Source organism: Sorangium sp. So ce204 (assembly GCF_051526795.1).
Lineage (GTDB): Bacteria > Myxococcota_A > Polyangia > Polyangiales > Polyangiaceae > Sorangium > Sorangium cellulosum_B.
This window is the reverse complement of the sequence record NZ_CP150317.1, coordinates 10,498,078-10,520,872: the sequence shown is the minus strand read 5'-3', so window position 1 is coordinate 10,520,872 and position 22,795 is coordinate 10,498,078. Positions and strand designations below refer to the sequence as shown.

General features: G+C 72.0%; 22 protein-coding genes. 9 read left to right on the top strand and 13 right to left on the bottom strand.

Going from position 1 to position 22,795, the window contains the following annotated elements:
* Positions 1–47: 47 nt before the first annotated feature.
* On the top strand, positions 48–683 hold the full coding sequence (locus tag WMF22_RS39480; RefSeq protein ID WP_438037318.1) for a phenylalanine--tRNA ligase beta subunit-related protein: 636 nt from the start codon (positions 48–50) through the stop codon (positions 681–683).
* 64 nt (positions 684–747) lie between these two features.
* Here the strand turns inward: WMF22_RS39480 and WMF22_RS39475 are convergent, their stop codons facing one another.
* Both WMF22_RS39475 and metK read right to left on the bottom strand, forming a co-directional pair.
* On the bottom strand, positions 748–2,049 hold the full coding sequence (locus WMF22_RS39475; protein WP_438033081.1) for a hypothetical protein: 1,302 nt from the start codon (positions 2,047–2,049) through the stop codon (positions 748–750).
* A 329-nt stretch (positions 2,050–2,378) separates the two neighbouring features.
* Positions 2,379–3,629, bottom strand: coding sequence for a methionine adenosyltransferase (gene metK / locus WMF22_RS39470; protein ID WP_437295103.1), 1,251 nt, complete (start codon positions 3,627–3,629; stop codon positions 2,379–2,381).
* A gap of 462 nt (positions 3,630–4,091) precedes the next feature.
* On the opposite strand from metK, the gene WMF22_RS39465 reads away from it, so the two are divergent.
* A complete protein-coding gene (locus WMF22_RS39465; RefSeq protein ID WP_437295102.1) occupies positions 4,092–4,487 on the top strand; it encodes a YbjN domain-containing protein in 396 nt (131 codons plus the stop codon).
* An 18-nt stretch (positions 4,488–4,505) separates the two neighbouring features.
* Here the strand turns inward: WMF22_RS39465 and WMF22_RS39460 are convergent, their stop codons facing one another.
* On the bottom strand, positions 4,506–4,874 hold the full coding sequence (locus WMF22_RS39460) for a PDZ domain-containing protein (protein ID WP_231864455.1): 369 nt from the start codon (positions 4,872–4,874) through the stop codon (positions 4,506–4,508).
* 405 nt (positions 4,875–5,279) lie between these two features.
* Here WMF22_RS39460 and WMF22_RS39455 point away from each other — a divergent pair, with 405 nt between their 5' ends.
* Positions 5,280–6,233, top strand: a complete 954-nt coding sequence (locus WMF22_RS39455) for a CDP-alcohol phosphatidyltransferase family protein (RefSeq protein ID WP_437295101.1) — start codon at positions 5,280–5,282, stop codon at positions 6,231–6,233.
* Between the two features lie 57 nt (positions 6,234–6,290).
* Here WMF22_RS39455 and WMF22_RS39450 read toward each other — a convergent pair whose 3' ends face one another.
* From WMF22_RS39450 to WMF22_RS39430, 5 genes are all read right to left on the bottom strand, one after another.
* Positions 6,291–6,998 (bottom strand): NTP transferase domain-containing protein, encoded by a 708-nt coding sequence (locus tag WMF22_RS39450; protein ID WP_438033080.1) that lies wholly within the window; start codon positions 6,996–6,998, stop codon positions 6,291–6,293.
* Entirely contained in the window at positions 6,995–7,558 is a 564-nt protein-coding gene (locus WMF22_RS39445) for a thiamine pyrophosphate-dependent enzyme (RefSeq protein ID WP_437295099.1), read from the bottom strand. Before WMF22_RS39445 ends, WMF22_RS39450 begins: the two co-directional genes overlap by 4 nt.
* Complete coding sequence (locus WMF22_RS39440) at positions 7,555–8,067, bottom strand: thiamine pyrophosphate-binding protein (RefSeq protein WP_437295098.1); 513 nt, start codon at positions 8,065–8,067, stop codon at positions 7,555–7,557. The genes WMF22_RS39445 and WMF22_RS39440 overlap by 4 nt, the downstream gene beginning before the upstream one ends.
* Positions 8,068–8,071: 4 nt before the next feature.
* Positions 8,072–9,736 carry an isocitrate lyase/phosphoenolpyruvate mutase family protein gene (locus tag WMF22_RS39435; RefSeq protein ID WP_012239913.1) on the bottom strand — a complete coding sequence of 555 codons (1,665 nt, stop codon included), beginning with the start codon at positions 9,734–9,736 and terminating at the stop codon, positions 8,072–8,074.
* A 333-nt stretch (positions 9,737–10,069) separates the two neighbouring features.
* Entirely contained in the window at positions 10,070–10,381 is a 312-nt protein-coding gene (locus WMF22_RS39430) for a 2Fe-2S iron-sulfur cluster-binding protein (RefSeq protein WP_438033079.1), read from the bottom strand.
* Positions 10,382–10,461: 80 nt separating this feature from the next.
* Here WMF22_RS39430 and WMF22_RS39425 point away from each other — a divergent pair, with 80 nt between their 5' ends.
* Positions 10,462–11,751 (top strand): NAD(P)/FAD-dependent oxidoreductase, encoded by a 1,290-nt coding sequence (locus tag WMF22_RS39425; protein WP_437295095.1) that lies wholly within the window; start codon positions 10,462–10,464, stop codon positions 11,749–11,751.
* Between the two features lie 52 nt (positions 11,752–11,803).
* Here the strand turns inward: WMF22_RS39425 and WMF22_RS39420 are convergent, their stop codons facing one another.
* From WMF22_RS39420 to WMF22_RS39405, 4 genes are all read right to left on the bottom strand, one after another.
* A complete protein-coding gene (locus WMF22_RS39420; RefSeq protein WP_437295094.1) occupies positions 11,804–12,148 on the bottom strand; it encodes a hypothetical protein in 345 nt (114 codons plus the stop codon).
* Between the two features lie 163 nt (positions 12,149–12,311).
* Complete coding sequence (locus tag WMF22_RS39415; RefSeq protein ID WP_438033078.1) at positions 12,312–13,613, bottom strand: DNA methyltransferase; 1,302 nt, start codon at positions 13,611–13,613, stop codon at positions 12,312–12,314.
* Complete coding sequence (locus WMF22_RS39410; protein ID WP_438033077.1) at positions 13,591–14,397, bottom strand: zinc ribbon domain-containing protein; 807 nt, start codon at positions 14,395–14,397, stop codon at positions 13,591–13,593. Before WMF22_RS39410 ends, WMF22_RS39415 begins: the two co-directional genes overlap by 23 nt.
* Positions 14,394–14,750, bottom strand: coding sequence for a phosphoribosylformylglycinamidine synthase subunit PurQ (locus tag WMF22_RS39405; protein WP_438033076.1), 357 nt, complete (start codon positions 14,748–14,750; stop codon positions 14,394–14,396). Before WMF22_RS39405 ends, WMF22_RS39410 begins: the two co-directional genes overlap by 4 nt.
* 141 nt (positions 14,751–14,891) lie before the next feature.
* Here WMF22_RS39405 and WMF22_RS39400 point away from each other — a divergent pair, with 141 nt between their 5' ends.
* On the top strand, positions 14,892–15,500 hold the full coding sequence (locus tag WMF22_RS39400; RefSeq protein WP_438033075.1) for a CPBP family intramembrane glutamic endopeptidase: 609 nt from the start codon (positions 14,892–14,894) through the stop codon (positions 15,498–15,500).
* Positions 15,501–15,542: 42 nt separating this feature from the next.
* Here WMF22_RS39400 and WMF22_RS39395 read toward each other — a convergent pair whose 3' ends face one another.
* Positions 15,543–16,823, bottom strand: a complete 1,281-nt coding sequence (locus WMF22_RS39395) for a response regulator (RefSeq protein ID WP_438033074.1) — start codon at positions 16,821–16,823, stop codon at positions 15,543–15,545.
* Between the two features lie 206 nt (positions 16,824–17,029).
* Here WMF22_RS39395 and mnmA point away from each other — a divergent pair, with 206 nt between their 5' ends.
* The 4 genes from mnmA (at position 17,030) to WMF22_RS39375 (ending at position 22,710) form a co-directional block, all read left to right on the top strand.
* Positions 17,030–18,187, top strand: a complete 1,158-nt coding sequence (gene mnmA / locus WMF22_RS39390; protein WP_437295088.1) for a tRNA 2-thiouridine(34) synthase MnmA — start codon at positions 17,030–17,032, stop codon at positions 18,185–18,187.
* Complete coding sequence (locus WMF22_RS39385; RefSeq protein WP_438033073.1) at positions 18,184–18,837, top strand: hypothetical protein; 654 nt, start codon at positions 18,184–18,186, stop codon at positions 18,835–18,837. The genes mnmA and WMF22_RS39385 overlap by 4 nt, the downstream gene beginning before the upstream one ends.
* Positions 18,838–19,027: 190 nt before the next feature.
* Positions 19,028–21,304, top strand: a complete 2,277-nt coding sequence (locus WMF22_RS39380) for a protein kinase domain-containing protein (RefSeq protein ID WP_437295086.1) — start codon at positions 19,028–19,030, stop codon at positions 21,302–21,304.
* The gene (locus WMF22_RS39375; protein WP_438033072.1) at positions 21,301–22,710 is read left to right on the top strand and encodes a class I SAM-dependent RNA methyltransferase; all 1,410 of its coding nucleotides are present in this window, start codon (positions 21,301–21,303) and stop codon (positions 22,708–22,710) included. Before WMF22_RS39380 ends, WMF22_RS39375 begins: the two co-directional genes overlap by 4 nt.
* Positions 22,711–22,795 lie beyond the last annotated feature (85 nt).

Genomic DNA, 22,795 nt, shown 5'->3' with positions numbered 1-22,795 from the left:
TGACGAGCATCCATCCAGGAGCGCTGTCGTCGTGTAGAGTGCGCCGCGTGCTCACGCTCTCGGCGCATCCTCTGCTCGAAGTCGCCGCCTTCGTCACGACGTTCCCCGCGCCGCTCGGCGAGCTGCAGGGGAGCGACGCGCTCCGCGGCCTCCTGTCCGGCGAGGCCTCGGCCCCGTTCCGCTCGGACGACGCCGTGCGGTCGGCGGTCCGCGATCTGCTCCGGCACGGCGGCTACAAGCCGACGGGCCGGGGCAAGCCGGCCTCCGAGTACCTCATCCGCGCCGCCGAGGGGGGATCGCTCGCGGCCATCAACGCGGCCGTGGACGCGTGCAACGCCGTGTCGCTGCACACGGGCCTGCCCATCAGCGTGATCGATCTCGATCGCGCCCGCCCGCCGCTCCGCATCGACGTCGCGCCCGCTGGCTCCCGCTACGTGTTCAACGCCTCGGGGCAGGAGATCGACCTCGAGGGGCTCCTCTGCGTCTTCGACGCGGAAGGCCCGTGCGCGAACGCCGTGAAGGACGCGCAGCGGACGAAGACGCACCCGGGGACGACGCGCACGCTCTCGGTCCTCTGGGGCAGCCGCGCGCTTGCGGGCCGCGCGGCGGGGGCGGCCGCCTGGTACAAGGAGCTGCTCGCCGGCATCGGCGCGGCGACCTCGGACGCGCCGATCGCGGCCTGATCGCCCGGCGCGCGGGCCATCGCCTCCCACGCGCGCCGGCGCGCCGCCGCTGCAGCGACGCGACCTACGGCTGGGGCGCAGGGGGATCGGGCAGCGTGATCACGCTCTCGTCCTTGTCGGTGAGCCACCGCCAGTTGTCGACGAGCCCGGTCGAATCGAGCTGGTGGTCTCCGGCGTCGTACGCGCCCCAGCGGATCTTGATCTCCGTGTTCGGCTCCACGGGCGCCGAGGTCACCAGCCAGCTCGTCCCCGCGCGGCTCTCGAACCCCGTCCCGAGCAGCTCCCGGGTCCCGCGGGTGCACGCGTACACCCTTTCGTCGAGATCGCAGGGCGGGCCGCTCGCGCAGGCGCAGACGTCGATGAAGGAGCTGTTGACGCTCATCGCGTTCCTCTCGCTGTCGAACAGGATGTGGCCGTCGATGAGGTTGGCCGGCCGCGGCGAGAGGAACGCGACGAAGTAATCGTTGAAGCTGTCGCAGACGACGGGCCAGTCGAACGTGACGTAATTGACGTTGAACGCGAAGCCGCGGACATTCGACGGGACCCGGAGGGTGATCTCGACGGCGGTCGGGTCGGACGGCTTCGCGAGCACCAGATCATCACAGTTGCGAGGGACCTTCGGAAAGCCCTCGGGGAAATCACCTTCGTACTTCTTGTCGAAGCCTTGCGGGCTCTCGAACCCCTCGTCGTCCGCCGTCCGCGCCGTGCCGCTCGAGAGGGCGAGCAGCCGCGTGCCCGCCCTCGGCGGGACGTTGGGCCCGAACTTGGGGAGGATGCCGTGCCCGAGGTGGAAGTTGGCGAGCAGCTGGGCTTCCTGCGGCGGCGGCGCGCCGTCGACCATGACCCAGGCGGCGGAGACCACGCCCCAGTCGGCGGGCCCGGACGACATCTTGCACAGCTCGACCGCCCTCGCGGCGTTGAGCGGATCCAGGTCGTCGATCGGGATCCCCTCGTCGCACGGCTCGGGCACGTTGTCGGCGGTGCCGTCGCAGTCGTCGTCCACGGGCTCCGGCGAGGCTCCCCCTTCTCCACCGACCGTCGGGAGCTCGAGCGCTCGCGGGTTGATCAGCGCGTTGCAATCGTCGCAGTCGCCGTCGAGCTCCGTGAAGCCGTCGCCGTCGTCGTCGGCGTCCGGCGAGCCGCTGCAGCCCGCGCCCCCCGTGCCCACCCCCGCGGACGTGGCGACGGTCGTCGCGTCGGCCGTCGTCTCGGCTGTCGTTGTCGGTATCTCGCCGGTGCTCGACGCGCTCGCGGCGCCGCCCTCCCCGACATCGAGGCCGCCTGCCGGTCCGATGTTCCCGGTGCAGGCCGCGCCCAGACACCCTGCCGCGGTGATGAGGCTCAAGAAATTCAACCAAGGTTTCATCGGTGCTCCTCGAGGTCGCATGGAACCAGGGAGGTTCGGTCGATCCGGCGATACGGGAGTCGTCGATGATTTTATCAGCAGAAGCGGCCGCAGCAGTCAGCTCATCCCGGCAAAGGCCAGTGCTTTTTTGTGAGGTGAATGCCCACATCGTGGCACCCGTATCCGACCCAGGCGCCATGGCCATGAGCGTTCCAGGAGGCGCGGATCGTGGCGCGTGGCGACAAAACGCAGAGCGCCGGCGCTTCCACAGCGCCGGCGCTCTCGGCCCCTCCGAGGGGCCGTCCACGGTTCGCCCCGCTCCCACGCAGCGGGCGGAGCGCTCTGAACGATCAGGCCTGGGCGCCCGCTTCCTTCTTGCCCTTGCGCTTCGGCTCCTTCTTGCTCCCGGCGCCGTTCGTGGCCGCGGGGACGGCGGCGAGCGTCGGGCGCAGCAGGTCCTCGGCCAGCTTGGCCGCGCGGTCCGTCTTCTCCCAGGCGAACTCGTCACGCCCGAAGTGGCCGTACGCGGCCGTCTTCCGGTAGATGGGCTTCAGCAGATCGAGCTGCTCGATGATCGCCTTCGGCCGCATGTCGAAGTTCTGCATGATGTACTTCTCGAGCACGTCCTCACCTACGCGGCCCGTGCCGAAGGTGTTCACGTGGACGCCGACCGGCTGGGCGACGCCGATGGCGTAGGCGATCTGCACCTCGCAGCGCGCCGCGAGCTTGGACGCGACGACGTTCTTCGCGACGTAGCGCGCGTAGTAGCAGGCGGAGCGGTCGACCTTGGTCGGGTCCTTGCCGCTGAAGGCGCCGCCGCCGTGCCGGCCCATGCCGCCGTAGGTGTCGACGATGATCTTGCGGCCGGTGAGGCCGGCGTCGCCGAAGGGGCCGCCGACCACGAAGCGGCCGGTGGGGTTCACGTAGATCTTCGTGCTCTTATCCATCAGCTTGGCCGGGATGCACTTCTCGATGATCAGGCTCCGCACCGCGTCGACGATCGTCTTGTGCTTGACCTCGGGGCCGTGCTGCGTCGACACGACGACGGCGCTCACGCGCACGGGCGTCTGATCTTCGTACTCGATCGTCACCTGGGTCTTGCCGTCGGGGCGCAGCCAGTCGAGCTTCTTGGATTTGCGGAGGTCGGCGAGCTTCCGGGCGAGGCGGTGGGCATAGCTGATGGGGGAGGGCATCAGCTCCGACGTCTCGTCCGTCGCATAACCGAACATGAGCCCCTGGTCGCCTGCCCCCTGCTCCTTGAAGAGGCCCTCGCCCTCGGTGACGCCGCGGGAGATGTCGGGCGACTGCTTCTCGATGGCCGTGAGCACCGCGCACGTCTCGTAGTCGAAGCCCATCGCGGCGTCGGTGTAGCCGATGTCCTTGATGGTGTTGCGCACGACGACCGGCATGTCGACCCACGCCGAGGTGGTGATCTCGCCGGCCACGACGGCCATCCCCGTCTTCACCAGGGTCTCGCACGCGACGCGGGCCGTCGGATCCTTCTCGAGGATCCCGTCGAGAATGGCGTCGGAGATCTGGTCGCACACCTTGTCGGGGTGTCCTTCGGTGACGGACTCGGATGTGAACTGGTAACGGCGCATGAATCGCTCCTTCGGCGGACTCGAAATCGGACCTCTACGCATAGTTCGAGCGCGGGGCACCGTCAACGCGAGCCACGGCCTTCCGCGGACAAAAGCGCCGGCCGGACGAGCTGCCTCCGGGCTGTCGGTGTGGGCTGTCCGCGTGGGCTGTCCGCGTGGACGGTTCCCGGCGGCTGTCGTTGTCGGGCTCGGGCTCGGGCTCGGGCTCGGGCTCGGGCTCGGGCTCGAGCTCGAGCTCGAGCCGCACCGAGGTTTCGCGCAGGCTGCTGCCTGGGCAGCACTCTCACTCGGCTTCCCTGCTTCCCTGCTTCCCTGCTTCCCTGCTTCCCTGCTTCCCGGTGCGTCCGCGCTCCCCACCCCGGCGGGATCGCCCGCGAGACCGGACGAGCGGGGGGCGTCGGGCCTTCGATCCGGCGCGCTCGCCCCGAGTGCGCCGCGCCGTCAGAGGTTATGATGCCGCGCATGACGTTCGACGAGATCAAGGCGTGCCTCGAGCGCGAGGGCTGGGCTGTGGAGGTCATATCCAACGACGCCATGCGCAGCGACTTCCAGGGGGCCGAGCGGCTCTTCCCGCTGTTCGTGCGGCTCTCGCCCCCCTTCGTCGTCTTCGCGGTGATCCCGTTCGTGCGGCTCCCGATGGAGCTCGAGGAGGGCGACGCGATCGTGCGGCGCCTGCTCCAGCTGAACCGCGAGATCAACATGGCCAAGCTCTCGGCCGACGAGGAGGGCGACGTGATTCTCAGCGTCGAGTACCGCCTCCAGGACCTCGATCCGAGCGAGGTGCGCGACGCCGTCGATGTGCTCTCCTTCTACGCGAACAAGCACTATGCCGAGCTCGTGGCGCTCGCCGCGCAATGAGCGGTCACCGGCCCCGCTTCAAGGCAGGATCTGCTCTTCTCTGGGCTTGAGCCCCTCGTGCGCCCTGAGCTCGGTGCGCACGACCCGGACGCGCCGCACGTCGCGCCCGCGGACGACGGTGAGCTCGACGGCGCTCCCGACGGCGCCGCGGAGCCGATCGCGCACCGCCGCCGACGAGAGATCCCGGACATACACGCCATCAATCATCATGATCTCGTCGCCCGGGATCAGCCCCGCTCGCTCGGCGGCGAGGCCCGGCGGCACGTCGCGCACGTAGAGCGCCAGCGACTCGTTGTCTCGCCCAAGGACAGCCCCGATGGATCCCACGCTCGCGGTGCACCCTGCGGCCACGAGCAGGAGCGCCGCGCTCCAGGACCTGTTTGCCACCGCGCCACCATAGCGCCGAGGAGCCCCGGCGCGCCGCCATTCTCGCCGGGCGCCCCCCGGAGCGCCCGGCGGGACGCGGCCGCCACGTCAGACCGGCCCGAGCGGACGCGCGCGCTCGTCGAAGGCCGCAGCGCCGCAGGCGAGAGAATGGGATTTTACAGGAAGGGAGCGCACGAGTGTGCCTGTCGCGTCCGCACGCGAGGTGCGAAGCTCGGTTCTCGGTGGACCTTCAAGAGCGCAAACGACTACGCGGCTGGTCGCCGGAGGTGCGGGATACGCCCTGGAAAGCGCGGCGTGGCGCCGGGACGCGGGCTTGCAGCGATCTGTCACGCCATGTCCATCGAGAGGTCGCAATCCTGTTGGTCCCCGGGGGCGGCTGCCCTAGAGTCCGGCCCGGGATCGCCGATGTCTGAACCGCGCGCTGCTGCCGAGAGCTCGACACCTGCCGCCCAGTCCGGCGGTGTGCCCGGCGGCTGGAAGATGCGGATGGAGGACCCGCTCAATCGCTACTATCGGTACCCGATCGCGCGCTGGATCGTGCGGGCGCTGATGAGGACGCCGGTCACGCCGAACCAGGTGACGCTGGTTCAGCCGCTCTTCGCCGCGCTGGCCGGTTACCTGGTGACGTTCGATGATCCGGGGCACCTCATCGCCGGGGCGCTCGTGTTCGAGCTCCGCTCCATCCTGGACTGCGTGGACGGCGCGCTGGCGCGGGCGAAGAGGATGGTGAGCCCCGCCGGGCACGCCATTGACGGCCTGGCCGACTGGCTGGGCGTCGTCTTTCTTTATGCCGGCATCTTCTGGCACGTTCACCTTCACCCGCCGCCGGAGGGCCCGTGGAGCGCGACCGTGTCCACGAACGCGCTCCTGCTGATCGCGCTGCTCCAGGGGGCGCTGCGCTCTTTCTCCGCGGACTACTTCAAGCTCAAGTACTGCTCGATCTTCGAGACGGGCACCGACGAGACGGCGGACGTGCTGCGCCGGAAGATCCAGGCGCTCGGCCCCTCCTCCTCGTTCTTTGCCCATTTCGATGTCTTCATCGGGCGCATGGGGCACCTCGCGTTCGAGCACGAGTGGTTCGACCCGCGGCGGAGCCGGTCCTCGACCAGCGCGGATCAGGTAAAGCAGCTGATCCGGGAGGAGGCGTCGCCGCTCACGCGCCTCATCGGCGCGCTCTGGGCGATATCGAACGGCGACGCGTTCCTGTCGATGGTGGTGCTGACGCTCCTCGTGAACCAGCTCTGGCTGGGTCAGGTCTTCTTCGCGACGGGCGGGGTCGTCTGGATCGTCGCGGTCATCTGGCTGAACGGCTGGTTCCTCCGCGGCGCGTCCCGCCGCGCGAAGCTGGCCGTGGCCTGAGCTCGGCGCCCTGCGCCGCCGAGCCCAGGGGCCGCGCTGTCCCCCTCAGCGCCCGCTCTAGAGGGAGCTCGCCAGGCGGCGGGCCTTCTCCACGTCTTCTTCGAAGTCGATCTCGGTCCAGGGCAGGTCGTCGACGCGCTCGATACCGAACGGTACCTCCTGGAAAGCGCGGTCCATCGCGGCCTCGTACTCCTGGTCGAGGCGGCCGGCGGAGACCTCCTCCTCGAGGAGGCGCTGCATCGTGCGACCGCCCTGCGGGCCGACCTTGGCGAAGCCGACGGTCTCGCCCGCGATGTCCCAGTCCTTGCCCACGCGGCGCGCGATCTTGAGCACGCGGCCGGCGCGGACGCCGACCATCATCTCTTCGCCGCTCTCCTCCGAGCTCGCGTCGACCAGCAGGCAGTTCTCGTGGGGCGAGCTCACGAGGCGCCGCAGCAGCGCGGCCGGGTACAGCACGTCGGCGTCCATCCACAGCCCGCCGCCTGACAGCCGGTCGGCCGCCACGTGGAGCGAGACGATGCTGCCGTGGGTGAACCGCGGGTTCTTGACGAGCTCGATCTTCAGCGAAGGGCGGAGCGAGGCGAGCGCCTCCTCGATCATCTCGTGCCGGAAGCCGACGACGATCGTCAGATCGGTGACGCCGCTCTCGGTGAGGTTCACGAGGTGGCGCTCGAGCAGCGTCTTGCCCTCGATGGAGATGAGGCACTTGGGCGCGTCCCGGCCGATGCGCCGGCCGCGGCCGGCGGCGAGCAGGATCGCCCTCATCGGCGCGCCTCGGCCGCGAAGCGGGAGGCGAGCTCCTGCGGGGTCTCCGCGACGCGGCCGATGCCCTTCACGGTGCCGCCGTCGACGAGGGCGAGGACCATGACCGGGCCCGGCTGCACGAGCGCGACGCGCAGCGACGCCTCGAACGACTCGACGGAGTCGGCGCGGTGCGTGGCGCGGTAGCCGACCGCGCTGGCGACCGACTCGAGCTTCACGTCGCCCGAGATCGTCCGCTGCCCGCCCGTCGAGGCGTGGGAGCGGTTGTCGAGGACGACGTGCACGAGGTTCGCCGGCCGCTCGCTGCCGACGCTGGCGAGGGCGTTCATGCCCATGAGGACGTTGCCGTCGCCGTCGAGCACGAAGATCCGCTTGCGCGGCTGCGCGATCGAGAGCCCGAGGCCGATCGACAGGCCGAGCCCCATCGAGCCGATCATGTAGAAGTTCGAGGGCCGGTCCTGCGTCGTGTAGAGCTCGCGGCCGATCATGCCGTTGCAGCAGACCACGAGGTCGTCCTTGCCGACCGCCGCCGTGAACACCTTCAGCGCTTCGAGCTTGTTCATTCGAGCACCCCCGCGGGCACGATGAGCGCCGCCGGCTGCCTGGTGGAGAGCATGACGTCCTTCGCCCACTGCACCTGGGGCCCCATCGGCTCGGCGGCGCGGAGGACGCGGTGCTGGATCTTCATCAGATCGAGGATGGGGAGCATGATCTCGCCCATCATGATGTGCTCCGGGGCGTCGTTGCCGCCCTCGCCGCGCCAGGAGATGACGAGCAGCGCGGGCACCTCGTACATCGTGCTGAGCGACGCCAGCGCGTTCACGGAGACGCCGAGCCCGGAGTTCTGCATCAGGACCATCGGCAGCCTGCCGCCGAGCCAGGCGCCGAACGCCATGCCGATGGCGCTGTCCTCGCGGGTCGCCGAGATGTAACGGGCGCCCGCGTCGGCGTCGAGCAGCGAGACAAGGCCCTTCAAGAGCGAGCAGGGTACGCCCGCGAAGAAGTCGAACCCCGCCTCCTTGAGCGCGGCGACGAACTCGGGCGCATACGATTTGCCTGAACCGTGGGACATCACATCACTCCTTGATGAGCGCCCAGGCGCGACGGTAGTCCTCGAACGTGTCGATCTCGAGCCACCCCTTGTAAACGTCGATCGCCTGCACGTCCGCGCCGCGGTCGATGAGCTCCTGGAGCAGGTCGGTGAAGGTCGCGTTGCGGAGCGACTCGGCCTCGTGGAAGCCGCCCTTCGCGCGGCTCTCCTGCAGCTGGTGGTAGCAGTCGGTGAGCAGGCGCGCGCCCTTCGCGGTGAACATGGCCATGCCCACGAACTCGCCGTGCGCCTCGCCCGCCGGGATCGCGCGGCCGACGCGGGCCACCCGGTGCGGCGCCTCGGCGCCGACGAAGCGGTAGCCGGCCTCCTGCGCGTCCTTCAGGGCCACGAGGTCGGGCACGCCGCGCGCGTCCTTGGGCCGCTGGCCCTCGGCGTACGCGCGGTCGATGACGATCGAGATGTCCGCCGGGCTCTTGAGGAGCTTCTCGAGGTGGCCGCGCTCGAACACGATGTCGCCGTAGAGGAAGAGGAACGGCCCGCTCAGCTCCTTGGAGGCGCGGAAGAGCGAGACCACCTCGTTCGTCGTCGCGTACTCGTCGTTGTCGTAGAAGCGGGCGTTCGGGACCTTGATCGCCTCCTTCTTGTACCCGCGCACGACGGCGACGTCCTTGACGCCGCACGCGTTGAGCACGTCGATCTGCCGCTCGAGGATGCTCTTGCCCTTCAGGTCGAGCATCGGCTTCGGCAGCTCCTCCGTGAGCGGCAGGAGCCCCTGGCTCTGGCCGGCGGCGAGGATGACGGCGGTGACGCCCGGGCTGCCGGAGGGCAGGAAGCTCGACTCCTCCTGCTTCATCTTGTCGACGCCCACGAGCTGGTAGACGCGCTCGAGCGGCACGACCTTGTCGTCGACGCTGCCGGTGTACATCTCGCGCTTCAGCGTCTGGAGCGTCTCCGTCATCGCCTTGATCGACGAGCGGATCGCGTGGTTCGCGAAGATGATCAGCTTGAAGCCGGCCTTGTGCAGCGTGTCGACGCTCGTCGTGCGGTAGATCGTCGGCACGCAGACGAGCGGCGTGTTCGGGCGGTCCCACGCGCGGGCGAAGGAGAGCACCTCGTCCGGGTCCTTGCTCTTCGAGTGGATGAGGACCATGTCGGCGCCCGCGTCCGCGTAGGCGCGGCCGCGGCGGAGCGCCTCCTCCATCCCCCAGCCGGCGATGAGCGCCTCGGTCCGCGCGATGACCACGAAGTCGCGATCCTTCTGCGTCGCCTTCGCCGCGCGGACCTTGAGCGCGTGCTCCTCGACGTCCGCGAGCTCGCGCTTCACGCCGGCGTAGAAGCTGCAGCGCTTCGGGAAGATGTTGTCTTCCATGCAGATCGCCGCGATGCCCGCCGCCTCGTACTCCTCGACGCAGCGGACGACGTTGACGGCGTTGCCGTAGCCGTTGTCGCAGTCCGCGACGACCGGGAGCGACGTGTTGTTCATCATCTTGGCGGCCTGGAGGTTCTCCGCCATCGTGAGGATGTTCGCGTCCGGCACCGCGTAGCTCGCGGAGATCTCGAAGCCGGAAGCCCAGAGCCCGTCGAACCCTGCCTCTTCGCCGATCTTTGCAGAGAGCCCGTTGTGCGCGCCGATGATGACGATCGGCCCGGGGCGGGCCATGAGTTCGCGCAGCTTCCTGGCTTTGGTCACGTCTCGTCCACTCCTCCGCGCGGTGTTGCCATCTCCGCCCGACGGGCGACCGCGGCTGCAGGTGCCGCGGTGCGCGTCCCAGGCGAGCGGCGTCCCGTCGTCACCGCGCGCGGGCAGCTCCGGGGTGCGCCTGATCTCGCTCTCCTCCCCGAGGAGCCGGGCCTCAGAACGGGGCCTGCCTTAACACCGTTCGCCTGTGCCGCCAATGGCAGGGCACGACCGGAGCAGACGATCGCGAGGGCGACGGAGCGCGCTCCGCCGCGTGGGGACGTGCGCGCTGCGGCGGTGCCCGATGGCGGGCGCGCGCGATGCTCGCCGCGGGCTCCCTGCCGCTCAGCCCTCGCGGCCGACGACCCCGCGCAAGCGGACCAGCCCGGGGCCCGCGCGGAGCACCGCCTGGCACGCGAGCCGGAGCCGCGGCGGGGCGCCGAGGCGCTCGAGCAGATCACGCTCGCCGCGCGCGGGCGGCTCGAGGAGCTGCTCGCCTTCGACGACCTCGACGCGGCACGTGGCGCAGCGCGCGTCGCGGCACGAGAACACGATCGGAGCGCGCGCGTCGTCGCAGACATCGATGAGCCTGCCGGCTCCCGCCTCCGCGGTGACGGCGGGGCCGAGCGCGCCGTCCTCGAACACGACCGTGGGCACCGCCGATCCCTCCTCCCTGCCCGGCGCGCGACGCCGAGAGCGCATTTTCTCGGGCGTCGGCACGCACTATACGACGAGCGATGACGGATCGCTGGGACGCAATCATCCTCGGCGGAGGGCCGGGTGGGTCGACGCTCGCCGCATCGCTGGCCCGCCTCGGCCGCCGGGCCCTCGTGCTCGAGCGCGAGAGGTTCCCTCGCTTTCACATCGGCGAGTCGCTGCTGCCGCTGTCCCGCGAGGTCTTCGAGCGGCTCGGGCTGGACGCGGAGCTGGACGCGCGCTTCCTCCGCAAATACGGCGCCCGGTTCCTGTGCTCGTCGACCGGGCGGACGCGGCGCTACAGCTTCGCCGACGCGTTCGATCCGAGGTTCGAGTTCGCCTACCAGGTGCAGCGCGACGCGTTCGACCAGCTGCTGCTCCGCCACGCCGCGGAGCTCGGGGCGGAGGTGCGCGAGTCATGGGAGGCCGTCGAGGTGGTGTTCGAGGGCCCCCGCGCCGTCGGGGTGCGCGCGCGGCCCAGCGCTCGACCCGACGGCGCCGGGCCGGAGGAGGCCGCGGCCGCGCGCGCCGGCTCGAGCGACGCCGTCGAGCTCCGGGCGCCGGTGATCGTGGACGCGACGGGGCGGGACACGCTGCTCGCGTCGAGGATGCGGCGGAAGGCGCAGCTGGCCGAGCTCGACAAGACCGCGCTGTTCACCCACTACGAGGGCGTGCCCCGCGAGGAGGGGATCCACCAGGGCGACATCCAGATCGTCCTCTTCGAGCACGGGTGGTTCTGGTTCATCCCGTTCCGCGGCGAGGTGACGAGCGTCGGCGCGGTGGTGTCGTCGAGCTGGATCCGGAGCCGGGCGAAGGGGGAGCGGCTCGACGAGCTCTTCGATCGCACCGTCGCGCAGAGCGGCTGGGCGCGGGAGTTCCTCGCGAGCGCGCGGCGCGTCAGGCCGGTGGGGGCGCTCGCCGATTTCTCGTACCGGATCGACCAGCTCGCCGGAGATGGATGGCTCTTCGTGGGCGACGCGGGCGGGTTCCTCGACCCGCTCTTCTCGACGGGCGCGCACCTCGCCATCAAGGGCGCCGATCTGGCCGCCACGGCGATCGACCGCGCGCTCGACGCCGGGGACACCTCGCGCGCCGCGTTCGCGGCCTACGAGGCGGAGATCCGCTACGCCGTCGATCTCTTCCTGGGGGTTGTTCAGGGCTTTTACAAAGGCCAGTTCCGGGAGACGCTGTTCGAGCCGAACCAGCGGCCCACGATGCGCAAGCTCATCACCAGCATGCTCGCGGGCGACGTGTTCCACGCGGAGCGGCGGCCGCCGTGGGCCTCGTTCCTCCGGCAGCACTATCCGGCGGAGGTGCCCGCCTTCGCATGAAGCGCGGCGGGCGGCCGCGCGTGCCTCGCAGCGTGAACGCTCGCCCGGGCGCTCAGCGGCCGCACGCCTCGCGGTCCAGGACCGCGTCGCTCATCTGCTTGCAGGCGGCCGCGAGCGCGACGCGCGCCTCCGCCCTCGCGTCGCCCTCCAGCGCGTCGTCGTCGGCGTCCGCCCGGGCCTCGAGCACGTCGCGCGCGATCCGGATCGCGGCCTCGTGGCTCTTCCTGCTCTCCGCGGGCAGCTTGCTGGCGCAGGTGGTCATCGTGGCCAGGTAGCTGTCGCAGGCGTCGACCCCCGTGCTGTCGAGGTCGGCCTTCCCCGGATCGCCGCCCGCCTTGCCGCAGCCGAGGGCGAAGGTGCCCCAGAGAAGAAGAAGTGCCAGGTGAGCTCTCGCCATCGTCGCGCGCGCCGGGGCGCTGCAGGAGGCCGTTGCTGGCCGCCTCGCGCGCTGCCCGACGCCGGTGCACCCTGCCATGAGCCCGCGCCGCGGGGCAATTTTCGGTGGCTCATGCGCGGCGGCGCGGCCTGCCATGCGCCTGCGCCGCGGGGAGCTCGGCGGGTCATGCGCGGATCAGCAGGATGGCGTGCTCGTGGCGCGGGCGGCGCTGGAAGGCGCGCGCCGTGGGGCGGTGGAAGTGGGGGCGCGGCTGCGACGCGACCGCGCGGACCGCGAAGCGCGCGCCGGACGCGGCGGCCCTGACCACGTCGACCGCGTAGACCGGCGCGCCGGCGACCACGCTGTCGGCGATGAGCAGCACGAGCGGCGCGCCGCTCCGGAGGACGCGCGCGAGCGCGGTGAGCACGCCGCCGAGCTCGTCGCGCCAGCGCGCGCGGCCGGCCTCGGGGCCGAGCGGGTCGAGGTGCCGGCGGGCCCCGATCTCGTCCTGCTCGAAGCGAGCGCTGCGGAGCCGGAGCCAGCGCAGCCTCGCCTCGTGGTGGGCGAGGTAGTCGTACACGCCCGGGTAGGGCGGCGACGTGATCGCGAGGTGGACGGAGCCGGCCTCGACGCCGCGGAGCACGCGCGCGTCTCCCTCCTCGACGAGCGCGGGGGGGCTCGCTTCGAGCGGCGCCGCGACCTCGGCGAGGCGCTGGGCGAGCTCCTCCGCCTTGCGGATGAAGAGCCGCGCCGGATAACCGGCGGCGATCCGCCGCGGCAGCTCGTGCTCCGACGTGTCGGACGTGCGGCGGCTGAGCTTCGTCAGGATGGCGGAGAGGACGAGCTCGAGATCGGCGCGGAGCGCGTCGGCGCCGTGGCCCGCGAGGCGGTCGAGGCCGACGCGGAGCCCGTCGAGCTCGAGGAGCACGTGCGGCTCGAACAGGGCGACGTCCTCGGGGCCGTACCGGCGGCTCGGACCTGCGCGCGCCTTGCGGCGCTCATCGGCCGCGGCCGCGACCTCGCGGGCGGCGGCGACGAGCCGCTCGCGCTCGCCGGGGGTGCTGCCCTGCACCTTGAGGCGGGCGAGGCGCACGGCCAGCGGGTTCGCGTCGACGCCGATCGCCGCCCGGCCCGCGAGCCGGGCCTCGACGAGGACGGTGCCGCTGCCGCAGAAGGGGTCGAGCACCCGCTCTCCCGGCCTCGAGAGGCCCTCGATCAGCCGGCGTGCGGTGTCCGGGTGCATCCGGGCCGGGTAGCTGTGGAACCCGTGCACGTGCGCGCGCGCCGCTTCCTCCGCCGTGCTCGAGCTGGCCACGTCGAGCGCGTGGGCGAGCTTCGCGGCGCTCTCGGGGTCGCCCTCGAGCACCGTCGCGCCGCCGATGTGGGTCAGGGCGCGGCGCTCCTGGGGCGCGGGCCGGCCCGCGCGGGCCTTCTGCTGCGGCGGGCTCGGCTTCGGCTTGGGATCAGCGCTTCGCGGGGTCGACATGGGCGGTCCGTTGCGTCAGGGGCTCGGCAGCGAAGGCTTCCTCTTCGGCGGCGAGGGCGTGCGCCGCGCTCTCGGCCCCGGCCTCGCCCTGGTCTTCGCCGCGCGCCGCGCCGACGCGCAGCTTCGGCGCATAGCCGAACTCGCCCGCGGGGCTCACCGCGCCGCGCACGACGTCGTTGACCTCCAGCAGGGCGAGGAGCTCCTCGGCCTGGGACTCGGCGATGCGGAGGGTCGAGGCGAGCCCGCCGGCGGTGAGCGGGCCCTCGGCCTGGCGGGCGACGTCGGAGGCGACGGAGACCCAGGCGGCGTCGAGCGCGGGCGCGATGTCGCGGCTCCGCGACTTCGCCCGCCGGAGCGCCCAGAGGGCGAAGGCGCCGACGGGCGCCATGGTGAGGAGGCCGGCGGTGAAGAGCCCGACGCTCGCGTTGAGGACGAGCAGCAGCACGGCGAACAGGAACAGCTCGAAGCCGAGCAGCGCGCTGGCCGCGACGCCCGCGGCGCGCCAGACCGAGCGCGCCGAGGCCGCCACGCGCGCCTTCTGGAGCAGCGGCACCTCGCGGCCGGATCGCTCGACGCGGTCGTCGGCGACGGGGACGCGCGGGCCGCCGCAGGCGTCGCACGCGAAGCGCAGCTCGGGGTGCGCCGAGACGCCGGTCACGCCGCCGCAGTGCGGGCAGGCCTCGGCGCGCGCGGCCGCGCCGCACTGCGGGCAGCGATCGCCCTCCGGCGCGAGCGCCGCGTCGCACACGCGGCAGCGGGCGGCGCCGGGCGACGCGTCGCTCACGGCGCGCTCGCGGATGGGGCCGAGCGGGCGCCGCCCACGCTGCGCAGCACGGCGTCGAACAGGGCGCGCCCATCCGCGCTGCCGTGGCCCTGGAAGGGCTCGCTCATCCGTTCGGGGTGCGGCATCAGCCCGAGCACGTTCCGCCGGGGCCCGCCGTAGATGCCGGCGATGTCCATCGCCGATCCGTTGGGGTTCGCGTCGCCGCCGACCAGCCCCTCCCGGTCGCAGTACTGCAGCGCGATGGCGCGCTCATCGACGAGCTTGCGGAGCGTCTCCGGATCAGCCTGGTACCTCCCGTCGGCGTGGGCGATCGGCGTGCGGACCTGGAGCACGTCGCGGAGCGGTTGGATCATTTCGGCATCCGCGTCGGATCCCGGGAAGATGACCACGGTCGCGTGCATGGGCGTCGACGTACTCCGGTTGCCGGCGCTCGGCCAGGGGTCCTGACGGCGCGCGCGGCTTCACCGGCTTCTTTCGGCGTGCCATGATGGGACATGGCGTCGCGATGGGCGCGGACCGGTCGAACCGACGCGACGGTGCAGGCGGCGTCCGGCTATCTCATCCTCGCGGCGCTGGCGGTCTCGCTGGGCCTGGTGCTGCGGGATGGATGGCCGTGGATCCACCCGAGCCCGTGGCTCGCGCTGCCGCCGCTGGCCGCGCTGCTGACGAGCGCCGCGCTCGGACTCACGCTGGCGGCCGGCGTCATCGTGACGACGCGCGTCGCCGTGGCCCGGTTCAGCTGGGCCCGGCGCCTGCACGCGGAGCTCCGCCCGGTCGCGCGCGACTTCTCGCTCGGCCAGATCCTGCTCCTCGCGGGCCTCTCGAGCCTGGGGGAGGAGCTGCTCTTCCGCGGGCTGCTGACGCCGCTCCTCGGCGTGCTGCTGAGCGCGATCCTCTTCGGTCTGATGCACCAGATGCGCGGCCCCAGCCGCTGGGTGTGGATCGGCTGGGCGGTGGGCGTGGGCGCGGGGCTCGGCGCCATCTTCGCGGCGACCGGGTCGCTCGTCGGGCCGGTCCTGGCGCACGCCGTCGTGAACGCGGTCAACCTGAGCTACTTGCGCGATCACGATCCGGGCGAGGTGGAGCAGCAGCCAACGCTCTAGATCGGCGCTTCCGCTTCTTCTTCTTGTACCCGTTGCCCGCCGTCAGCGCTTCTTTGTGTCGGGGCGGGGAGGCCTGGCCGGCGCCGGTCTCGGTGGGATCGGGGTCGCGCGCGGCGGGCCTTCGTCGCTTGCCGGCTGGGTCTCCGGGGGAGCGAGGGTCCCGCGGGAGAGCTCGCCCGTGTCCACGGCGCTCTGCCGCTCGCGGCCTGGCGAGGACGGCGTTCGGCTCCCGCTTCGCGGGAGCGTCGGAGGCTCGCTCTCCTCCACGCGCCTGCCGCGCTGGCTCGACGGCCTCGCCGTCCTGCGGGCCAGCGAGGGCAGCGTCGGCGGCGCCGCCGGGGTCGCCAGATCGAACTCGAAGTTCAGCTCGAGCGACGGCGGCCCATCGGAGATCGCCAGGCCGGGGTCGGAGCCCTTCGGCGGCGCAGGGGTGGGCCCGCGGCGCAGGCGCTCCTCGGACACGACGCGCGACGACGGCGGCGCGACGTCGTCCAGGATGGATGACGGCCCGCCGAGCGCCGTCGTCGCGCTCCGGGGCTCCGGACGGCGTCGCGATGGCGGGAGCGGCAGCTCGACGCGGGCGCTCTCGTCCTCGAGCCGGGTCGCCTCGAGCAGGTACGCAGCGATGGAGGTCCGCTCCGCGGGCAGGGGGCGGACGCCTGGCACGAACGCGAACCGTCCGACCTTCCAGCTGAGCATGGTGCGGAGCGCGGCGAGCGCCGATGCGCGCGTGCCTCCCACAGTCCCCTCGACGATGCACCCTTCGGCGATGTCCAGCTGAGCCCGACGTTTCTTGCTGCTCACCTCGAACACGCCCGACCGCCGCTCCATCTCGAGCACCGTGAGGACGGTCGCGATGGACATCTGGCTGAGATCGCCCTCGATCGCGGTCTGATCGACGGAGGCCGGGATGGACATGAGGCTGTCCCGCCGCTGGCGCAGGCGCGACGCCATCTGCACGAGCGCCCCGATCTGCGCGACGACCTCGTCGACCCGGAACGGCTTGGTCATGTAGACGTCGGCGCCCACGTGGAACCCTTCGAGGCGGGCCTCCTGGTCGTCGAGCGCGGAGAGGAACAGGAAGGGGGTGACCGATACCCGGGACGGCTGGGTGCGCACGTTGCGCGCGACCCAGTAGCCGTCGTGGTCGGGCAGCCCGATGTCGCAGACGATGCACTCGGGCTCCAGGGTGCAGGCGGTGGAGAGCCCGGCCTCCGCGGTGGAGCAGAAGATGACCTCGTAACCTGCCTCCCGGATCGCGGTGGCGAGCAGGTCCGCGATGTACTCCTCGTCCTCGATCACGAGCACGACCCCGCTCGGCATCTGGCAGACGGTACACGCGCCCTGCGGGGGTGGCCAAGGGTGAATGGCGGAGAGCCAGCCTGATCATTCATTCGCCGGCGCGCCGCCGTCCCGGCGCGTCGCGCGAGCCCTCGCCGCGGCATCCCGCGCGAGCTCGCCGCGGCATCCCGTGCGGGTTCGCCCGCGGCGTCCGGCCGCGGCGAGGAATCCACGCTATAAGAACGGAAATGGCAACTCTGGTCCGAGAGGCCGACGGTACGGCGCGGCCTGGCGAGCGGGCCTCGTCGGGGGCTCGCGTCTTCATCGCGATGAGCGGCGGAGTCGACTCGTCCGTCGCGGCGGCGCGCCTCTGCGACGCTGGATACGAGGTCGTCGGCGTGACGCTGCACCTCTGGGACTACCCCGACGACGGCAGCGTCAAGAGCCGCTGCTGCGCGCCCGAGGATCAGCACGACGCCCGCCGGGTCGCCGACCACCTCGGGATCCCGCACTACACGTTCGACCGCCGCGCCCTGTTCCGCGAGCACGTCGTCGACCCCTTCGTCGACGCCTACCTCGCGGGCGAGACGCCGAGCCCGTGCGTGGCCTGCAACCGCTCCGTCAAGCTCCGGGAGCTGTTCCCGCTGGCGGAGCGGCTGGGCGTCTCGTGGGTCGCGACGGGCCACTATGCGCGGGTCGTCCAGGAGGAGGGCGGCGCTCGCCTCTACCGCGGCCGCGATCGGCACAAGGATCAGAGCTATTTCCTGCACATGCTCCGGTCGGACGAGCTGTCGCGGCTCCTCTTCCCGCTCGGCGACTCGACCAAGGACGAGGTGCGCGCCGAGGCGATCGCCCGCGGGCTCCCGGGCGCCGAGAAGGGGGAGAGCCAGGAGCTCTGCTTCATCCCCTCCGGCCGTTACGCGCCGTTCGTGGCCGACCGCGCCGCGGACAGGCTCCGGCCCGGCCCCATCGTCGATCGGGACGGCCGCGTGGTCGGGTCGCACGGCGGGGTGCACGGCTTCACGGTGGGCCAGCGCAAGGGCATCGGCGTCTCGCTCGGCCGGCCCGCGTTCGTCGTGGGCCTCGACGCCGCGTCCGGCGCTGTGCACCTCGGCGACGAGGGCGATCTGTACGCCGCGGGCGCCGAGATCGCCGACGCTGTGTGGTGCGACGACGCGGTCTTCCCCCTGGAGGCCGAGGTGCGGGTGCGCGCGCGGCACGAGGCGGCGCCTGGCATCATCGAGCGGCGCCGCGATCCCGCGACGGGCGCGGAGAGCTTCGTTGCGCGGTTCGCGAGCCCGGTGCGGTCGGTCTCCCCCGGGCAGATGGCCGTGGTCTACCGGGGCGATCGCGTCCTCGGGGGAGGTCGCATCAAGGCGGCCCTTCGCTCGCAGGCGGCGTCATGACGATCCGTGCGCTCGCGCCCCTCGCCTGCGCGCTCTCGCTCGGGTGCTCGCTCGGGCAGGGGGAAGGCGAGGTCGTCAGCGAACGGCTGCGCGCGGCCGGCTGCTGGGACGACAGCTACGACATGAACCCGGACTTCTTCGCTGCGGTCCCCTACCGCTCCACCTTGCAGGTCCGGGTGCAGCGGGGGAGCGACCTGCAGGAGATCTCGGACGGGCTCGCGGTCCTGATCGATGACGTCGACCTCATCCGCGGGGACGGGACCGTGAACAAGCTCGACGTCGACCTGAGCGTCGGGCTCCCGCCCGGCGTCGAGCTGCCGGGCTCGCCTCCACCGACGCCGAAGCCGGAGGGGCTCGCGCCGCTCGTGCACATGGCGCTTTACCTCCAGCGGTCCTGCCACAACCAGAACATCGTGCTCTACGCCGTCGATGGGACCATCAAGTTCCAGGCGCTGTTCAGCGGCGATCCCAACGAGACGGACGCGGTCGACAAGTACACGGACGCGACGTTCGACGTCTGGGTCGGCGATCCGCGCGACGCAGGGCTCGGTAATCCGGCCGACGCCATCCCTCGGGAGCTCCTCTCGCGGGTCACCGGGGGGTTCCGCTTCTACTTCGAGCGGGGTCAACCTGGGCAACCGTTCCCCTGAGCCCGTCACGACTCCGTCCTGGGTTTCAGGTGGTGTCCTACCTGTCGGGACAGGCGCCTTCAGCGCTCCGGTGGATTGAAGCTGACCATCTGGAAGGTGTCCTGGCCGAGACGACATGGCAAAGCGCCGCGAACTCGCGGTAAAGTAGTGACCGCTCATGCCCCAACCCCCGCCTCGACCCGCATCGCGAATGGGCGGACCTCCAAGCCCCGGGTCGACCCATTCATCGCTCGAAGCGCGCGCGAAGGAGTCCGAGAAGCAGCAGGGGACCTACTTCCTGGGCCGTTACCGTGTGGTCGACGAGATCGGGGTGGGCGGAATGGCGAGCGTTCACCTGGCTCGCATGGATGGCCCGGGCGGCTTCCAAAAGTGGGTCGCGATCAAGCGGATCCACCCTCATCTGGTCGAGGACGATCAGTTCGTCGACATGTTCCTGGATGAGGCGCGCATCGCGGCTGGCATCAACCACGCCAACGTCGCGCAGGTCTTCGATCTCGGGAAGGACGACAACACCTACTGGATCGCCATGGAGTACCTCCACGGCGAGCCGCTCCGGGAGGTGATGCGCCGCGCGGAGGAGCGCCGGCTGCGCATCTCGCCCGAGCTCGCTGCGCGCATCTGCTCCGATGCCGCAGAGGGGCTTCACGCCGCTCACGAGCTGCGCGGAAAGAACGGCCAGCTGCTCGGCCTGGTGCACCGAGATGTCACGCCGCACAACCTGTTCCTCACCTACGACGGCTACACCAAGGTCGTGGATTTCGGGATCGCCAAGGTGGCCGACAGGCTGTCGTCCACCCGCGCGGGAACGCTGAAAGGCAAGTTGGCCTACATGTCTCCCGAGCAGGTGCGCGGCAACGAGATCGATCGCACGACCGACGTGTTCGCGCTCGGGGTCGTCCTCTGGGAGCTCACGACGAACCAGCGCCTCTTCCGGATGGATACGGATCTCGACACGCTCGAGAAGGTGCAGGCCTGCGTGGTCCCGCCGCCGTCCACGATCGTGCACGACTATCCGATCGAGCTGGAGAGCGTGGTCATGAAGGCGCTCGCCAAGCACAAGCAAGACCGCTTCCAGACCGCGCGTGAGTTCTCGCGAGCCCTGCAGAATTTCCTGATGAGGAGCGGGGTCTTCGTTGGCTCCGAAGAGGTCGCGCAGTTCGTGCAGCAGGTGTTCGTCGATCGCATCCAGAAGCGCGAGGCGCACCTCGCGTGGGCCGCCGAGGTGACGTCCACCATCAACGTCGAGCAGGTGCGCGCGCGCAGCTCGACGACGGCCACGGACAGCGTCGGGCTGCGCGGCCGCGGTCGAGAGCCCGAGCCGCAGCAGCGCCTCACGCCGCCGCAGATCCTGCGGCACAACGCTCCGCCGGCGAGCGGGATCGCGCCGGTCGGGCGCCCGCAGCCGAGGGACGCAGACGACAGGCAGATGGTCGCCTCATCGCTGATGGATGACGATGAGGATGTCCCGACGACGGTCGCGACGCGCGAGCAAGCCGAGCCGGTGCGCTCCCTTCCTCACGGGGAGCGCCCGATGGTGCGCCCGGCGGCAGGCATGGTGCCCGAGCCGGCGCCAGCGCAGCTTCGCCAGGCCGGCGTCCAGTCCGGCATTGCCACGGTGCGCCCTGGCATGCCGGCGGCGCGCCCCGGCGTTTCGCCGGCCTACCCGAGCCCACCGCGCGTGCCCGGCGGCCACGACCCTGCTCCGCCTCCGCTCTCCTCGATCCCGTACCCTCCGCGCGACTTCGACACGGGCGAGCTCGCGCCCCTCCCCAAGGGAGGCCTCCTCGACAGCGATCTGGGCAACCCGCTCGCGTCAACGCTCGCGCTCCCGTCGCAGGATCCACCGCCGGTTCTGCAGAGCGCGAGCGAGCCTGCGCGTCACGCCCGGATGACCAGGACCCCTGCCGTCGCCGCGCCGTCGCCGGCGCACGCTGCGGTCCCGTACGCGCTCCCCTTCAATGGCCAGGGCCATGCCCCGGCCCATGCGCCCGCTGTCGGCTCGCCGGTGCAGGCGGCGCCGCCGCCGATGACCGTGGGGCAGGCCCAGCTGTTCGCGTCCGCGGCGACAGCGCAGCCTCCACAGTCGCAGATCGAGACGGCGCTCTCCCTGCCGCGCCCGGATCCGGCGGCCATCTGGGCCGCCACGCAGGACGCGGCGTCCAAGGGGAACGGCAGGAACACGCTCGTGCTCGTCGCGGTCATCACCCTCACCGTGCTGTGCGTGCTCGGGATCGGCGCGCTGATCTACATGAAGACGAGCGCCGCGCAGTCCTCGCCTTCCAGGGGCGTGGACGCTGTCCCTGCGTCGCCCGCCTCGACGGACGCGACAACCACGGGCCAGTCGAGCTCCTGCGTGCCGGGGGGCTCCTCGGGGGACGGGGGCGCGCGCGGCCTCGCTGTCCGCGACCGAGCGTCCGTCGTCCACCCCGGCCCGATCCGCCTGCAGCGCCTTACGATGACGGGATGAAGTCTGTCCACCGCCGCTCGAACGGTGCCAGGGCGCGGCACCGCCCCGGCGAGCGAGCTCAGCTGCGTATCGAGGCGCTGGCCGCCGGAGGCGCGGGGGTCGGTCGGCTCGCGGGCGAGGTCGTCTTCGTACCTGGGACCGCGCCGGGTGATCTCGTCGAGGTCGAGCTCGACAGGAGCGCGCGCCCGGCGAGGGGCAGGCTCCTCGGTGTCGTCGAGCCGAGCGCCGACCGCGTCCCTCCGCCGTGCCGCTTCGCTGACGCCTGCGGCGGCTGCGACTGGATGCACGTCCGTATCGAGGCGCAGCAGGCCGCGCACGAGCAGATCGTCCGGCAAGCCATCGCGCGGGCGACGTCGCTTGCCGAGGCCGATCTGCCGCCGATCCGCGTCCATCCGGCCCCCCTTCCGCTCGGCTACCGGTCGCGGGCGAGGTTGTTCGCGCGCGCGGAGCGCGGCGAGGTGCGCGTGGGGTATCGCGCGCCGAGGACGCACGCCGTGGCGGCGGTCGATCGCTGCGTGGTGCTCGTCGACGCGATCGCGCCGCTCGCCGGCGAGCTGCCCGGCGTCCTCCATGGGGCCGTGGGGGAGGGCGATGTCCTGATCTCGCTGGGCGCCTCGAGCCGCCCGGTGGTCGAGGTCCTGTGGCGTGGCCAGCTGCCGCCGGCCGTGTGGCAGCGGCTGGACGAGCGCACGGCGCGCGGCGGGTGGGCCGGCGCCCGCGTCACGCTCGACGGCGCGCGCGAGGCCGCGTCGTTCGGCGATCCGCGGCCCGCGATCCTGGGAGCGGACGGCCTGCCGCTGTTCCTCGCGCCGGGCGGCTTCGGGCAGCCGTCCGAGGAGGGGGCAGCCGTCCTCGCCCGCCGCGCCGCCGAGCTCGCCCACCTCGACTCCACCCGCCCGCCGCACGTCCTGGAGCTGTTCGCCGGGAGCGGGACGCTCTCCGTGCTGCTCGCGCGCGGCGCGCAGCGACCCTCCCCGGCCGCCGAGCCCGCCGGGGCCGCGGCTTCCGGCGCGACCTCCGACCCCCCGGGGCCCGCGTCCTTCACGGCCGTCGAGCTCTCGTCCGCAGCGGTCGCTTGCCTGCGGCAGAACCTCGCCGCTCGGGGCCTCGCCGGCAAGGCGATCGAGGCGGACGCCGATCAGTGCCCGATCCCGGCGCGCACCGACGTCGTGGTGCTGGATCCGCCGCGCAGCGGGGCTCCCGGCGCGGCGCGCGCGATCGCCGCCTCGAGCGCGCGCGTGGTCGTCTACGTCTCCTGCGATCCGGCCACCCTCGCGCGCGATCTCGGCGGGATCCTCCGCGGGGGCTTCGAGATCACGGACATCGAGGCGGTCGAGCTCTTTCCCCAGACGAGCCATATCGAGTCGATCGTGCGGCTCTCCCGCGCCCGCAGATCCGCGCGCTGATCCGCGCGGGCATGCCGGCTTGCTCGCCGCGCCGAGCGCTGCTCCGCCGAGCTCGGCCGGAGGGCCGCGCGCTGCCGCGCGGCGC

Bases quoted from the DNA above. Each gene is read 5' to 3' on its own strand.
- WMF22_RS39425 (WP_437295095.1), top strand. From the start codon at position 10,462: ATGACGGATCGCTGGGACGCAATCATCCTCGGCGGAGGGCCGGGTGGG.
- WMF22_RS39385 (WP_438033073.1), top strand. From the start codon at position 18,184: ATGACGATCCGTGCGCTCGCGCCCCTCGCCTGCGCGCTCTCGCTCGGG.
- mnmA (WP_437295088.1), top strand. From the start codon at position 17,030: ATGGCAACTCTGGTCCGAGAGGCCGACGGTACGGCGCGGCCTGGCGAG.
- WMF22_RS39395 (WP_438033074.1), bottom strand. From the start codon at position 16,823: ATGCCGAGCGGGGTCGTGCTCGTGATCGAGGACGAGGAGTACATCGCG.
- WMF22_RS39440 (WP_437295098.1), bottom strand. From the start codon at position 8,067: ATGTCCCACGGTTCAGGCAAATCGTATGCGCCCGAGTTCGTCGCCGCG.
- WMF22_RS39445 (WP_437295099.1), bottom strand. From the start codon at position 7,558: ATGAACAAGCTCGAAGCGCTGAAGGTGTTCACGGCGGCGGTCGGCAAG.
- WMF22_RS39455 (WP_437295101.1), top strand. From the start codon at position 5,280: ATGTCTGAACCGCGCGCTGCTGCCGAGAGCTCGACACCTGCCGCCCAG.
- WMF22_RS39475 (WP_438033081.1), bottom strand. From the start codon at position 2,049: ATGAAACCTTGGTTGAATTTCTTGAGCCTCATCACCGCGGCAGGGTGT.
- WMF22_RS39450 (WP_438033080.1), bottom strand. From the start codon at position 6,998: ATGAGGGCGATCCTGCTCGCCGCCGGCCGCGGCCGGCGCATCGGCCGG.
- WMF22_RS39375 (WP_438033072.1), top strand. From the start codon at position 21,301: ATGAAGTCTGTCCACCGCCGCTCGAACGGTGCCAGGGCGCGGCACCGC.
- WMF22_RS39420 (WP_437295094.1), bottom strand. From the start codon at position 12,148: ATGGCGAGAGCTCACCTGGCACTTCTTCTTCTCTGGGGCACCTTCGCC.
- WMF22_RS39380 (WP_437295086.1), top strand. From the start codon at position 19,028: ATGGGCGGACCTCCAAGCCCCGGGTCGACCCATTCATCGCTCGAAGCG.
- WMF22_RS39465 (WP_437295102.1), top strand. From the start codon at position 4,092: ATGACGTTCGACGAGATCAAGGCGTGCCTCGAGCGCGAGGGCTGGGCT.
- metK (WP_437295103.1), bottom strand. From the start codon at position 3,629: ATGCGCCGTTACCAGTTCACATCCGAGTCCGTCACCGAAGGACACCCC.
- WMF22_RS39400 (WP_438033075.1), top strand. From the start codon at position 14,892: ATGGCGTCGCGATGGGCGCGGACCGGTCGAACCGACGCGACGGTGCAG.
- WMF22_RS39415 (WP_438033078.1), bottom strand. From the start codon at position 13,613: ATGTCGACCCCGCGAAGCGCTGATCCCAAGCCGAAGCCGAGCCCGCCG.
- WMF22_RS39405 (WP_438033076.1), bottom strand. From the start codon at position 14,750: ATGATCCAACCGCTCCGCGACGTGCTCCAGGTCCGCACGCCGATCGCC.